Origin of the sequence: Mongoliibacter sp., from assembly GCF_007692705.1 — a bacterium.
GTDB lineage: Bacteria > Bacteroidota > Bacteroidia > Cytophagales > Cyclobacteriaceae > Mongoliibacter.
In genome coordinates, this window is sequence record NZ_REBN01000128.1 from 26,781 (window position 1) to 39,876 (window position 13,096).

The following is a 13,096-nucleotide window of genomic DNA, read 5'->3' on the forward strand; positions in this document are numbered from 1 at the left end:
ATATGCACACTGTAAATTAATTGGATATTGTTTACCATTTCTTTTTGTCTACGGGCTTAATCTTATATTTTTGTTGAAACTTTAAAAATCAAAACATGAGTGTTTTAGTAAATAAGGATTCAAAAGTAATTGTGCAGGGCTTCACGGGATCTGAAGGTTCGTTCCATGCACAGCAGATGATAGAATACGGAACCAACGTCGTTGGTGGCGTTACTCCGGGTAAAGGTGGTTCTACTCACTTAGAAAGGCCGGTTTTCAACTCTGTGGAAGAGGCAGTAGAAAAAACAGGTGCCAATACTTCCATTATTTTTGTTCCGCCGGCATTTGCGGCAGACGCCATTATGGAAGCTTCAGATGCAGGAATCAAAGTAATCATTGCCATCACGGAAGGTATACCAGTGGCAGATATGATGAGAGCCAAGCCTTACATGAAAGAAAGAGGGGCGACACTAATAGGGCCTAACTGCCCAGGTGTAATCACTCCGGGAGAAGCTAAAGTAGGTATCATGCCAGGCTTTGTCTTCAAACAAGGGCGTGTTGGCATTGTCTCCAAATCAGGTACTTTGACTTACGAAGCTGCTGACCAGATCGCAAAAGCCGGATTAGGAGTTTCCACTGCCATAGGTATTGGCGGCGACCCAATTATAGGTACTTCTACAAAAGATGCAGTACAATTGTTGATGGAGGATCCTGAAACTGACGCAATCGTCATGATCGGTGAAATAGGAGGAAACTATGAAGCTGAGGCTGCCAAGTGGATAAGAGAAAACGGTAACAAAAAACCTGTTGTTGGCTTTATCGCAGGACAAACTGCACCTCCAGGACGCAGGATGGGTCATGCCGGTGCAATTATCGGTGGTGCAGATGATACTGCAGCTGCCAAGATGCGTATCATGGCTGAAAATGGAATACACGTAGCTGAATCACCTGCAGAAATCGGAGCTGTAATGGCCAGAGTTTTGGGTGTGGAAGCATAAAATAATATATATAAAGAATATTTATACATTATTTTTCAAGCATTAAAAAGGATTGTTGTGGAATTTCATTTCCAGCAATCCTTTTTTTATAATATTTTTTCAAACCCATAATTATGCATTTTGAATTCATTAAAATTATTTTTATAACAAATTATATTTTTTTTAAGTCATAGGATTTGCAATTTACGCTTGGTAAGTTATACCAGACAAAATAATTAATACACCTATTTCAAGGCATTTTCAAGGTAACCTTTCTATTAATCTTGTGCGTAATAATTTGCTCAGGATTCTATTTATAAAATTAAAGGATAGGAATTATGACTATAGGCACTTTGAATTTCAGCATGTTAGACCCAATGATGCGGTTTATCAAAAAAAGCACATTCAGCTCATTTCTTTTATTTTTTTCAGCTGCGATGGCACTGATACTGTCTAATTCTCCTGCCAATAATTATGTACAATGGTTCTTGAATCAAAGCATTGGCTTTACCTTCGGAGGCTTTGCGTTAGAAAAATCCTTATTACTTTGGATCAATGACGGTCTAATGTCAATTTTCTTCTTTGTTGTGGGCTTGGAGTTAAAAAGAGAAATTCTAGCGGGAGAGCTTTCTGTGCCCAGAAATGTCCTCATGCCTATAGTAGGAGCTGTTGGTGGAATGTTGATTCCTGCCTTGATATACTTAGCTTTTAACTACGGGGGTTCTGCTGAAGTAATCCGGGGCTGGGGTATTCCCATGGCTACAGACATCGCGTTTGCTTTAGGTGTTCTGTACCTTTTAGGTCCAAGAGTTCCTATTCAGTTAAAAGTATTTTTGACAGCTTTGGCTATTATGGACGATCTGGGAGCCGTGTTAATCGTGGCCATATTTTATACTTCTGAAATCTCTCTTTTAAACCTTACTATTGGAGGAATAATTCTTGGTCTGATGTTCACCCTCAATAAATTAGGCGTGAGAAGAGTATTAATATTTGCGATTTTAGGAATTGGTGGCGTTTGGCTGGCAACACTGCTTTCAGGAGTGCATGCCACAGTTGCAGCGGTGCTCGCAGCCTTTGCAATTCCTGCAGACAGAAAAATCAACAAAACAAACTACCTCAACAATATCAAACAATTGGCGGCAAAGTTTAAAACAGCCAATAAAGCCGAGCAGGAAATGTATTTACTTTCAAGCGAAGAAGAAAATATCATTGGAGAAATAAAAAGAATCTCCAAAGCCTCTATATCCCCACTCCAAAGACTTGAAAGAAATATGCATGGGTTAGTGGTTTACTTGGTCATGCCGATATTCGCTCTTGCCAATGCGGGTGTTGTTATTGACAGCAACTGGCTACAAATGATAGGTAGCCCGGTAGCTATGGGAGTAAGTTTTGGACTTCTCTTTGGGAAAATTATAGGAATTTATGGGCTTTGTATTTTAGGGTTAAAATTGGGCTGGTATGAAATGCCGGATGGTTTCAACAAATCCATGATTTTGGGTGTCTCCTGTCTTGCCGCCATAGGTTTCACCATGTCACTATTTATTACTGCCCTAGCCTTTGAAAACCCTGTTTATATAGAGCAGGCAAAAATGGGGATTTTAATGGCTTCAATGGTTTCAGGACTAATGGGCTACTTAATTCTCAAAAGGGCTACAAGCCATAAAAACAGATTCTTCTCATCTTCTAAAAATGTGGTCGCTACTGAAGGTGGAGAAGAGGTACTGGAGAAACAAAATGCATAAATGATTCTATCAAGCGGTCACAAAAAACCCCGGTTATAATTTGAGTATAACCGGGGTTCCTAATTACAAGCGGATCATATCGAAATAGATTTACTCATCTTCCATTTTATCCAATCCATGCTTTTGCTCAAACTGGTTTCTTTTAATTTCAAATCTTTCAATTTCTGCATTAACTAAATCAAGGGACTCATTGTAACGGCTAAAAAGGTCTCCCATGTTTTTCTCCATATCCGAAAAATTGAACTCCATTGCGTCCATCTGTAACTGAGAAGCTTTTTCCACCATAGCCACCTGACTGTTTTTCAAGTCTTCGAGCATCCTGATTGCCCTGTCCATTTTGTTTAATTTCTCTCTGTTATTCATAGTTTTTAAAATATAGTTTCGTTAAAAAGTGCAAATATTGTTCCGAAATCAGAATTGGGGTCGATTTCAATAATCTAAGCTATTTGGATACTCTAAACATCAAATTCAGCAAAAAGTGGATGGATTTATAAATAAAAAAATCAAGAAAATTCCACAAATTGAGGCATTGTCCGCTATAAACAAAAAGTCGATTAATATTTTTTAACTATGCTTATCGTACCCAAAACCTATCTTTGGGACAAAATATTTGAAGTGGATTCAAAATTTTAATCGAATGAAAATCAATTTCACATTTATCTTTTTGATATCCTGTATATCGATTTGTTTTGCCCAGAACAATGTAATCCAAGGACAAATTGTTGATGGCTTAACAGGTGAACCTTTATCCTTCTGTAGCATTGGTTGGCTTAATTTAAATAAAGGAACTGTTGCCGGACCGCAGGGCAAGTTCAAGTTGGAATCTATCTCTGAACAGACTAACCCAACTTTGAAAATTTCTAAAATAGGTTACAAACCACTAAATATTTTATGGTCAGAAATTAAAGAGCATTGCATTTTGGGCGATTGCCCAATGGTGTTTGAATTAACTCCGGATTCTGTGGAATTGCCGGAATTTGTATTGGAAAGTGAAGGGGAAAATGCTTATAGAAATTGGGGGAAAACCAGCCGGAAATCAATGTTTGGATTAGCTTATAATCCAAAAAGTAGGAAGCCGGAAGAAAATCTGGGAAGAGAAATAGGTTTTGAGATTGACACAAAAGGCAAACAAGTGAAACTCCTTTCAGTCAAAATGGGCTTATCACTATTACAGTTTGAAAGTGCTGTTTTCAGAATTAATATTTACAAGGTAATGAATGACGAGAAATTTGAATTAATCCATACAAGAGATGAATTGATTTGGACTTTGAAGCCAAACGATACCAAGGAGTATGAATTTGATCTGGAATCCATGAATATCTTATTGCAAGACAGGCACCTGATTGGAATTGAATGGATTGCTTATGAAAAAATTATCGAAGACGGGATTATCAGCATGACAACAGGATTCCCTTTTGGGAAATCCTTTCTAAAAAAATCAAGTCATGACGGATGGGAGGAGGTAAAAGGTGCTCCATCAATTCAGGTAAGTGGAATGATTTTGAATTGATTGAAATTGACGGAATGAGTTGCTTTCACTAAACTATCCTCCGGAGAAATAGACAGGATCGTATATATTTCTACTTTATTTCAACCTTATTTCTACATTATTTCCTCTTCATTTATACCCCAATATCCACTTATATCAAAAAGTATCCCCCAATATCTCAATAGTCCTATATCCCACTTATTTCTATCATATTTCAATTTTATTTCGAACCGCTTTGCTCTCGCGATCTTCGTTTCACTACGATTTCATGAAATTTATTTCAAGAATAAATTACCTTTGCCCCTTGAATTTCAAATACCATGATCTCAGTTGACAATATTGCCGTCATCCATGGCGGACATGCCTTATTCAGTGACATTTCCTTTTCCATCAACCCTACCGATAAAATTGCCCTGATGGGTAAAAATGGCGCGGGAAAATCCACCATGCTCAAAATCATTGCCGGGGTGACCAAACCTTCCAAAGGTGGAGTCTCTGCTCCCAAAGATGCGGTGATTGCATACCTGCCCCAACATTTGCTGACAGCGGATAGTTGTACGGTATTTGAAGAAACCGCCAAGGCTTTCGCAGCATACCTTGATCTCAAAACTGAAATCGATAGGTTGAACGAGGAACTGACTGTCAGAACTGATTATGAATCTGAAGAATATTATAAAATCATTGAACGGGTATCTGAAGTATCAGAGAAATTCTACTCCATAGAAGAAGTCAACTATGAGGAGGAGGTGGAAAAGGTGCTTTTGGGTCTTGGTTTTGAAAGAGCTGATTTCCATAGGCCTACCACGGAGTTTTCAGGGGGATGGAGAATGCGTATTGAGCTGGCCAAAATCCTTTTACAAAAGCCTGACCTGATCTTGTTGGATGAGCCCACCAATCACCTTGACATTGAGTCCATCCAATGGTTGGAGGAATTTTTGACCGAAAAAGCCAAGGCTGTGGTGGTGATTTCCCACGATAAGGCATTTGTGGACAACATCACCAACCGAACCATAGAAGTGACCATGGGCCGGATTTATGACTACAAAGCCAAATATTCCCATTACCTGGAACTGAGAAAAGAAAGGCGCGAACAACAGCAAAAGCAATTCGAGGAGCAGCAGCGAACCATTGCCGATATTCAAGGGTTCATTGACCGCTTCAAAGGCACCTATTCCAAAACCCTTCAGGTACAGTCACGGGTGAAAATGTTGGAGAAAATGGAAATCATAGAAGTAGATGAAGTGGATAGCTCTGCATTGAGATTACGCTTCCCTCCTTCTCCAAGATCGGGAAAATATCCGGTGATTGTGGAAGAACTTACCAAGTCCTATGGGGACCATGTGGTGTTCAAAAATGCTTCCATGACCATAGAGAGGGGACAGAAAGTAGCCTTCGTGGGTAAAAACGGGGAAGGTAAATCCACCATGATCAAAGCCATCATGGGAGAAATAGACTATGAAGGTAAATGTGAACTGGGTCACAATTCCTTAATCGGCTACTTTGCACAGAATCAGGCTTCATTGCTGGACGAAAGTCTGACCATCTTCGAAACCATAGATCAGATTGCAGTTGGGGAAATCCGTACCAAAATCAAGGACATGCTCGGTGCATTTATGTTTAAGGGAGATGATATCAACAAAAAAGTCAAAGTTCTTTCTGGAGGAGAAAAAACCCGTTTGGCCATGATCAAACTTTTACTTGAACCGGTTAACCTATTGATCCTGGATGAACCTACCAATCACCTGGACATGCGTACCAAGGACATCATCAAGGATGCTTTGAGGGATTTTGACGGGACTTTGATCCTTGTATCCCATGATAGGGACTTTTTGGATGGCTTGGCCACCAAGGTATTTGAATTCGGTAACAAACGTGTCAAAGAACACTTTGAAGACATCAATGGCTTCCTGCGAAATAAAAAGTTGGAAAATTTGAGGGAGGTTGAAAGGAAATAACTTCTTTGAAATAAATGGAAATATGCTTCGCGAAAAATATTAGAAATATTAGAATAGATGTTGATATTTATTGAATGATATTGATGGATATTTTTTATTGATATATCATGTGCGAAATATATGGATATATGCCTTCGGCGAAATAATTTCTAAGAATCAAGCCTTATTTCCATGAAATTTTTCCTTGAGAAGATATTCATAGATACTTGGTTGATATTAAGGCATTTATCTCCCTGAATTATGTATTTGATCTGATTTTCTCTTGATAGTTAGGATTTACAAAAAGTTTTTTGTCTTTATTTGAGATATAGCAACAATATATTTGATATCATGCCACTTTGGAATGCTATTAATTACAGGGAAGTTAAAAAAGAACCAAGTAGAATAAAAATCAGTTTTTATGATGTAATTTCATATATTTATTAAAATCAGGCTATGACACATGCAGAACGCCATATCGTAGAAACGTATTCCGAGCTCATTGAAAGTTTAAATTCAGCAAGCAAACTAGAGCTGCTAGAACGGCTTGCGAAATCTATAAGGAAAGGGAGAAAGTCTAATGAAAAGGATTTTTTCAGTTCCTTCGGAGGTTTGATATCTGAGAAGCCCGCCGAAGAAATCATAAAAGATATTAGAAATAGTAGGAAATTCAGAGAGAAAGACTTGAAGCTTTAACATATGCAATATTTGCTTGACACGAGTATTTGTGTTTTTTTTCTAAGGGGTAAACTCAATCTTGATAAAATTATTAATGAAAAAGGTCTTGAGAATTGTTTCATTTCTGAAATAACAGTTTTTGAACTAAAATACGGAGCAGAAAATAGCGATGATCCAAAAAAATCTCACAGGGCGGTTGATAAATTTGTAAAAGGACTAACTATCATTCCTATTTTTGGAATAGTAGACCAGTACGCAAATAACAAAGTCTTACTTCGAAAAAACGGAACACCTATGCATGATGAATTTGATTTGATCATTGGTGTTACTGCACAAACAAACAAAATGATTCTAGTGACGGACAACATAAAAGACTTCCGAAATATCAAAAACCTGAAACTAGAAAATTGGGCGGAAAGAATATAACCTACCTGTAATCGAGAAGTCCTCGCCAAACGATAAATTGACGAAGTGCGCCTCTCACACCACTGCCGATAGCTATCGGTACTCCACATTGAACCTGCCTACCACCAGGTTTTCGTCGGCAAAGACATTTCACCCTCTGAAATAATTTGGTGTCTTCAATACCAGATACTCATGCTGGGCACACACATCACCTTGGCAGACCGCCTGCATTCCGGCAGCCAGGCGGTTCAGAGTAAATTGAAAGTTTAGTGTTTTAAGAATTTAGGAGTAGGTTGGAAAGAACTGTTCAGAATACCCGCCATCTCCAAGCTGAATCCTGTCAGCTCTTAAACCATCCCTCCAACACCAAGCAACAAGTAAATACCGGCTGCAATTGCTGCGCCTATTATAGGACCAAGAATTGGCACCCAGCTATAGGCCCAGTCACTGCTTCCTTTCCCTTTTATTGGTAAAATCTGATGCATAATCCTAGGACCCAAATCACGGGCAGGGTTAATGGCGTATCCTGTGGTTCCTCCTAAAGAAAGACCGATTACCCAAACTAAAAAGGCAACTGGCAAAGCACCAAGTGAACCCAGGCCAATTGGCGTTCCATTACCATCCTCAATGACAGGCTCAGTTGAATATAAGATGACAATAATAAGTACAGAAGTACCTACAATTTCCGAAATCAGGTTTGAAGGTAAATTTCGGATGGCAGGGACTGTCCCGAAAGGGGCAAACTTCAAGCCCTTATCTTCTGTCGCGTCAAAGTGATCTTTATAAACTAGCCATGCAATACTTGATCCAAACATGGCTCCAAGTATTTGAGCAAAAACATACTTAGGTACCATTTCCCAGGCAAAATCTCCAGTAATAGCCAAACCTATGCTGACAGCTGGATTGAGATGAGCACCGCTATATGGCCCTGCCACCACTACTCCGATAAAAACACCCAAGGCCCAAGCCGTAGTGATGACCATCCACCCGCTGTTTTGTCCCTTGGTCTGATTGAGCACTACATTGGCAACTACACCTGAACCCATAGAAATGAGAAGGGAAGTACCTACAAATTCAGCTACAAATGCATCCATTTATTCTACCCAGTTTTTAGAACGTTCAATTGCTTTGTGCCAAAAATGTAAAAACTTTTCCACTTTCTCTACCTCCATCTGAGGTTCAAAAACTTTATCCGATTCCCATAATTCCTTAAGTTCCTCTTCGCTACTCCAATATCCCACAGCTAACCCAGCCAAAAAGGCTGCTCCTAGGGCAGTAGTCTCTATGATTTGAGGTCTTTTGATGGCACAGCCCAAAATATCAGCCTGAAATTGCATAAGGAAATTATTCGCAGAGGCTCCTCCATCTACACGCAATTCCTTAGTAGACTCTCCGCTGTCTTTTTCCATGGCTTTTAACACATCATTGACTTGGTATGCGATCGCCTCCAATGCGGCTCTTGTCATATGGGCAATGGTAGTACCTCTAGTCAACCCAAAAAATGCCCCACGGGCATTTTGATCCCAATGTGGCGCCCCCAAACCAGCCAAGGCTGGAACAAAGTACACACCATCATTATCTTCAAGACTTATTGCCAACTCTTCACTCTCCTTGGCATGACCAAAAAACTCTATACCATCCCTAAGCCACTGAATTGCCGCTCCCCCTATGAATACAGAACCTTCCAATGCATAATTGATTTTCCCATTGACTTTCCAGGCTACAGTTGTGAGCAGTTTATTTTTGGAAGAAACTGGTTTCTCACCAGTATTCATCACCAAGAAACATCCGGTACCGTAGGTTGTTTTTCCCATTCCAGATTGTGTACATTGCTGCCCAAACAAAGCTGCCTGTTGATCACCTGCCACTCCAGCTATGGGGATTTTATGAGATAAAATATCTCCTGCAGTTTCCCCGATTACCTCAGAACTTTCTTTTACTTCAGGGAGTAAGCTTTCTGGTATTTCAAAAAGATCCAGAAGTTCCTCGTCCCATTTTTCCGTATGGATATTAAAAATCATTGTCCTGCTGGCATTACTGATATCCGTGGCATGTGTTTTTCCACCGGTAAGCTTCCATATAAGCCAAGTATCTATGGTTCCAAAGGCAAGCTCCCCTTCTTCGGCTTTTTTCCTTGCCCCCTCTACATGATCCAAAATCCATTTTATTTTGGTGGCCGAAAAGTATGCGTCCAATATCAAACCCGTCTTATCTGCAATCATTTCGGATTTACCAGCAGCCTTCAATTCATCACAGTAAGCAGCAGTCCTCCTATCTTGCCAAACAATAGCATTATGGATCGGTGCACCTGTTTTTCTATCCCAAATAACCGTGGTTTCCCTTTGGTTGGTAATGCCAATAGCTGCTATTTGATTCGCCTTGATACTTTCATTGGCCAAAGCTTCAATCATTACAGCAGACTGACTAGCCCATATTTCTTGAGGGTCATGCTCCACCCAGCCTGATTTAGGAAAGTGTTGTTTGAAATCTTTTTGGGCAACTGACACTATCTGCCCTTTTTTATCAAAAACAATGGCTCTTGAACTGGTTGTACCTTGGTCTAGGGATAGAATATATTGGGACATTTTATTTTGGGTTGTTTGGTTTAAAGTTTTTCCACCTATGGTTTATTAGACATGTTGTTTTTTAAGTAAATAAATCAAATAAGCCTTTCGTGTTTTCAACAACTACGGTTTCAATATATACTTATTTGCCAACTTTTTGAAGTCTTCCAACTCAGAGTTGACCCAGCTGTCATCTTTCCCCAACTCCAAAGCCATTAGCTTCGCAACTACGGGTGCCATTTGAACAGCTGCTTTTGCATCTAAAAGCAACATTCTTATCCTCCTACTCAATACATCTTCCACCTTGACCGCCATTTCATACCTTGCACTCCATACAACTTCAGCTTTGGTGTAGGGATATTCAGCATGAAGCTTTTCCCCCAGACTGGCATCAGCTTTTATCATTTTTTGTATCTCTGCAGCATGAGATCCATATCCTTTCCAATGACCATCTTGAGGACTTTGAGTGTAGCCATGGTATTTGATATTTCCCGATTTACTTTCATTTAGTTTTTCTCCAGTTACCTGTGGAAAATAAGAAACCGTATCCTCTCCCATTTTGCGAAAAGTCGTCCACTTACCCCCGGTAATAGAAATGAGCTTGCTATCCGAGACGATTACTTTATGAGATCTTGAAATTTCTTTTGTTTTGGTGCTTCCTTCTTTTGGGGCAGCTAGTGGCCTTAAGCCTGCAAATACAGATAATACATCTTCTCTACTTGGGGCTTTGCTCAAATAAGCCTCTGCGGTTTCTAGTATGAAATCAATTTCTTTGACCAGCGCCTCAGGCTCAAGTTTCGCTTTATCTCTAAGTGTATCCGTAGTCCCTACTACAAGCTTCCCATGCCATGGCACTGCAAATAAAACCCTACCATCAGAAGTTTTTGGAATCATCAGGGCATCTTTCCCCCCGAGGAAACTCTGATCCAATACCAAGTGTATTCCCTGACTTGGCTGTATACTTTTAGGCGCCTCAGGCTTATCCATTTTCAGAATCTTATCAGCAAATACACCTGTAGCATTGACCACCATTTTAGCATTGATATTGTAATTCTTCTTACTAAAAGTATCCTGGACTTTGACACCGGAAGTTGTACCAGCATCATCTTTCAGCAATCCAACTACCTTGACATAATTAAGCATACAGCCACCCATTTCATTACAGGTCATGGCAATACTCAATGCAAGTCTTGCATCATCAAACTGTCCATCATGGTAAACTACACCTCCACTAAGTCCTTTACTTTTTACTTGCGGCAACCTTGCCATGGTTTCTTTTTTTGAAATAAACCTTGACTTACCCAACCTCAAACGACCTGCCATCCAATCATAGATTTTTAAACCTACGCTATATTGGATACGATCAAAAATAGAGTAAATCGGAATAATAAAAGGCTGGTTATAGGTTAGGTGTGGAGCATTTTGCAGTAACCGGCCTCTTTCCCTCAATGCTTCAAATACAAGCCCTACATCCCCTTGCGCAAGATACCTCACGCCACCGTGAACCAACTTGGTACTTCTGCTTGAGGTTCCGGTGGCAAAATCAGCTTTTTCTACCAATACCACGGAAAGACCTCTAGAAAGAGCATCCAAAGCAACTCCCAAACCCGATGCCCCTCCACCTATCACAGCAATATCCCAAACTTCCCCTTTGTCATTTATCCGATCAAGATTTTTAATTCTATCCATTCCGCTTCTTGTTTGAATCAAAAGTAATAAAAAAGGAAATAAAAAGAAACAAAAGGAAACATATTATTAATTTTGTATTTCTTTTACTTTCCTTTTATTGAAGATTATGATTACTTTTAGTCGAAAGAAATACCAATGACCATTGCAGAAAGACATAAATATATTTTAGATGAGTTGAACAAAAATGGTTTTGTCGGGGTAGCCGAGCTCAGCAAAGAACTGGACGTGACAGTCGTAACCATAAGGAAAGACCTTAAAATCCTGGAGGATAAAGGCCTCCTCTATCGTTCACATGGATCGGCAACACCTGCTTCACCTTATGTAAATGACAGATCTGTAAATGAAAAGAAACTTGTTCGGGTAGAGGAAAAAATGAAAATTGCTTCAGAAGCAGCAAAGCTTATAGATGAAGACGATGCCATTATCATCGGTTCAGGTACTACTGTGGTTTCATTTGCTCAGGCAATACCCAAAAATAAAAAATTGACTGTCCTTACTGCCGCCATGAATGTAACGCTAGCCTTGATCGACGCTCCTGAGATCGAAATTGTTCAATTGGGGGGAGTGGTCCGGAAAAGTAGCAGTTCGGTCGTTGGAAATTTTGCCGATGAAATGCTTCAACAATTTGCCTGTTCAAAGCTTTTTCTCAGTGCTGATGGAATCAGCTTGGATCATGGTCTTACCACTTCCCATATGATGGAAGCACACCTGAACGCAAGGATGATTAAAGGTGTGCAAAAAACTATAGTACTTGCAGATTCAAGCAAATTTGGGAAAAAGGGTTTTGGCAAAATCTGCAATTTAGAAGATATTGATATGGTGATTACGGATTCTGGAATTCCTGAACTCTATAAAGAAAAGCTAGAAGAAATAGGGATTGAAGTAAGGATATTATAGCCTTCCTCATTTTCTCAATGACAAAGCATATATGTAAATAAAAAGAGCACTGATTACTCAGCGCTCTAATATATTTTAAAATGATTTTAAGCTACTTTGATTGTAACCTTAGGTTCTAGTATTAATGTTTGCACTTGATCAGTATCAATTAGTTTCGAAATGAATCAAAAAGCAGACATTTATTTCACTACTGGCATAATTACGTAAATACATAGATTTTAAAAATCCCTGTACAACTTTCTTTCCACTTTTGAGCCGCCCTTATCATCCAAGGTAACTACAAAAATATAATCGTATTCTATATCTTCTAATTCAGGGTATTTTACACCGTCTCCCACAAAATAATTAACAAGATGATGCACAGTATTACTGTGCCCCACTACCAATATATTCCCTTTCCTTTTCTTTAACTCGTTTACCAAATCATCATGCCTTTCAGCATCATAGGCTTCAATCTCTGCACCAGAATGATTGGAGACATGTCTTGCAGTAGCTATTGTGCGAATGGTGTTGGTACTAAAAACATGGGTAATCTGCTTATCTTCCAAAATCTGACCAAGCTTTACAGCCCTAGCCGAACCGGCGACACTCAATTCAGGATCATCTTCAAGCAATAGTTTCTCAGCATGACGAACAACATAGATTGTTTTGGATTCCTGTTTTTGAGTACATGAGTACTGAAATGCCAAGGTAATGATTACAAAAATTACACTTTTAAAATACCTGAGTCTATTCATCTTAA

The 13,096-nt window shown here is 39.3% G+C and carries 12 protein-coding genes; 7 read left to right on the top strand and 5 right to left on the bottom strand.

The annotated features are described in order from the left end of the window. Nucleotides 1–95 precede the first annotated feature (95 nt). Nucleotides 96–977, top strand: coding sequence for a succinate--CoA ligase subunit alpha (gene sucD / locus EA341_RS06855; protein WP_293012516.1), 882 nt, complete (start codon nucleotides 96–98; stop codon nucleotides 975–977). A 317-nt stretch (nucleotides 978–1,294) separates the two neighbouring features. Next, nucleotides 1,295–2,698, top strand: coding sequence for a Na+/H+ antiporter NhaA (gene nhaA / locus EA341_RS06860; RefSeq protein ID WP_293012517.1), 1,404 nt, complete (start codon nucleotides 1,295–1,297; stop codon nucleotides 2,696–2,698). Between the two features lie 90 nt (nucleotides 2,699–2,788). Here the strand turns inward: nhaA and EA341_RS06865 are convergent, their stop codons facing one another. Further along, nucleotides 2,789–3,061 carry a hypothetical protein gene (locus EA341_RS06865; RefSeq protein WP_293012518.1) on the bottom strand — a complete coding sequence of 91 codons (273 nt, stop codon included), beginning with the start codon at nucleotides 3,059–3,061 and terminating at the stop codon, nucleotides 2,789–2,791. Nucleotides 3,062–3,335: 274 nt separating this feature from the next. On the opposite strand from EA341_RS06865, the gene EA341_RS06870 reads away from it, so the two are divergent. The 4 genes from EA341_RS06870 to EA341_RS06885 all read left to right on the top strand — a co-directional run bounded on the left by EA341_RS06870 (nucleotide 3,336) and on the right by EA341_RS06885 (nucleotide 7,225). Then, on the top strand, nucleotides 3,336–4,208 hold the full coding sequence (locus EA341_RS06870) for a carboxypeptidase-like regulatory domain-containing protein (RefSeq protein WP_293012519.1): 873 nt from the start codon (nucleotides 3,336–3,338) through the stop codon (nucleotides 4,206–4,208). Nucleotides 4,209–4,507: 299 nt separating this feature from the next. Beyond that, complete coding sequence (locus EA341_RS06875; protein ID WP_293012520.1) at nucleotides 4,508–6,142, top strand: ABC-F family ATP-binding cassette domain-containing protein; 1,635 nt, start codon at nucleotides 4,508–4,510, stop codon at nucleotides 6,140–6,142. Nucleotides 6,143–6,577: 435 nt separating this feature from the next. Continuing rightward, nucleotides 6,578–6,817: a hypothetical protein gene (locus EA341_RS06880; protein ID WP_293012521.1), complete on the top strand. Its 240-nt coding sequence runs from the start codon at nucleotides 6,578–6,580 to the stop codon at nucleotides 6,815–6,817. A gap of 3 nt (nucleotides 6,818–6,820) precedes the next feature. Continuing rightward, a complete protein-coding gene (locus tag EA341_RS06885) occupies nucleotides 6,821–7,225 on the top strand; it encodes a PIN domain-containing protein (protein ID WP_293012522.1) in 405 nt (134 codons plus the stop codon). A 326-nt stretch (nucleotides 7,226–7,551) separates the two neighbouring features. Here the strand turns inward: EA341_RS06885 and EA341_RS06890 are convergent, their stop codons facing one another. From EA341_RS06890 to EA341_RS06900, 3 genes are all read right to left on the bottom strand, one after another. Then, nucleotides 7,552–8,298, bottom strand: coding sequence for an MIP/aquaporin family protein (locus tag EA341_RS06890; protein ID WP_293012523.1), 747 nt, complete (start codon nucleotides 8,296–8,298; stop codon nucleotides 7,552–7,554). After that, entirely contained in the window at nucleotides 8,299–9,789 is a 1,491-nt protein-coding gene (gene glpK, locus EA341_RS06895; RefSeq protein ID WP_293012524.1) for a glycerol kinase GlpK, read from the bottom strand. Between the two features lie 102 nt (nucleotides 9,790–9,891). After that, nucleotides 9,892–11,457 (bottom strand): glycerol-3-phosphate dehydrogenase/oxidase, encoded by a 1,566-nt coding sequence (locus EA341_RS06900; protein WP_293012525.1) that lies wholly within the window; start codon nucleotides 11,455–11,457, stop codon nucleotides 9,892–9,894. A 135-nt stretch (nucleotides 11,458–11,592) separates the two neighbouring features. On the opposite strand from EA341_RS06900, the gene EA341_RS06905 reads away from it, so the two are divergent. Beyond that, entirely contained in the window at nucleotides 11,593–12,354 is a 762-nt protein-coding gene (locus tag EA341_RS06905) for a DeoR/GlpR family DNA-binding transcription regulator (RefSeq protein ID WP_293012526.1), read from the top strand. Nucleotides 12,355–12,572: 218 nt separating this feature from the next. Here the strand turns inward: EA341_RS06905 and EA341_RS06910 are convergent, their stop codons facing one another. Further along, complete coding sequence (locus tag EA341_RS06910) at nucleotides 12,573–13,091, bottom strand: phosphoglycerate mutase family protein (RefSeq protein ID WP_293012527.1); 519 nt, start codon at nucleotides 13,089–13,091, stop codon at nucleotides 12,573–12,575. Between the last annotated feature and the right edge of the window lie 5 nt (nucleotides 13,092–13,096).

Coding starts and splice junctions, on each gene's coding strand:
- nhaA (WP_293012517.1), top strand. CDS start 1,295: ATGACTATAGGCACTTTGAATTTCAGCATGTTAGACCCAATGATGCGG.
- EA341_RS06870 (WP_293012519.1), top strand. CDS start 3,336: ATGAAAATCAATTTCACATTTATCTTTTTGATATCCTGTATATCGATT.
- glpK (WP_293012524.1), bottom strand. CDS start 9,789: ATGTCCCAATATATTCTATCCCTAGACCAAGGTACAACCAGTTCAAGA.
- EA341_RS06905 (WP_293012526.1), top strand. CDS start 11,593: ATGACCATTGCAGAAAGACATAAATATATTTTAGATGAGTTGAACAAA.
- sucD (WP_293012516.1), top strand. CDS start 96: ATGAGTGTTTTAGTAAATAAGGATTCAAAAGTAATTGTGCAGGGCTTC.
- EA341_RS06865 (WP_293012518.1), bottom strand. CDS start 3,061: ATGAATAACAGAGAGAAATTAAACAAAATGGACAGGGCAATCAGGATG.
- EA341_RS06910 (WP_293012527.1), bottom strand. CDS start 13,091: ATGAATAGACTCAGGTATTTTAAAAGTGTAATTTTTGTAATCATTACC.
- EA341_RS06900 (WP_293012525.1), bottom strand. CDS start 11,457: ATGGATAGAATTAAAAATCTTGATCGGATAAATGACAAAGGGGAAGTT.
- EA341_RS06875 (WP_293012520.1), top strand. CDS start 4,508: ATGATCTCAGTTGACAATATTGCCGTCATCCATGGCGGACATGCCTTA.
- EA341_RS06885 (WP_293012522.1), top strand. CDS start 6,821: ATGCAATATTTGCTTGACACGAGTATTTGTGTTTTTTTTCTAAGGGGT.
- EA341_RS06880 (WP_293012521.1), top strand. CDS start 6,578: ATGACACATGCAGAACGCCATATCGTAGAAACGTATTCCGAGCTCATT.
- EA341_RS06890 (WP_293012523.1), bottom strand. CDS start 8,298: ATGGATGCATTTGTAGCTGAATTTGTAGGTACTTCCCTTCTCATTTCT.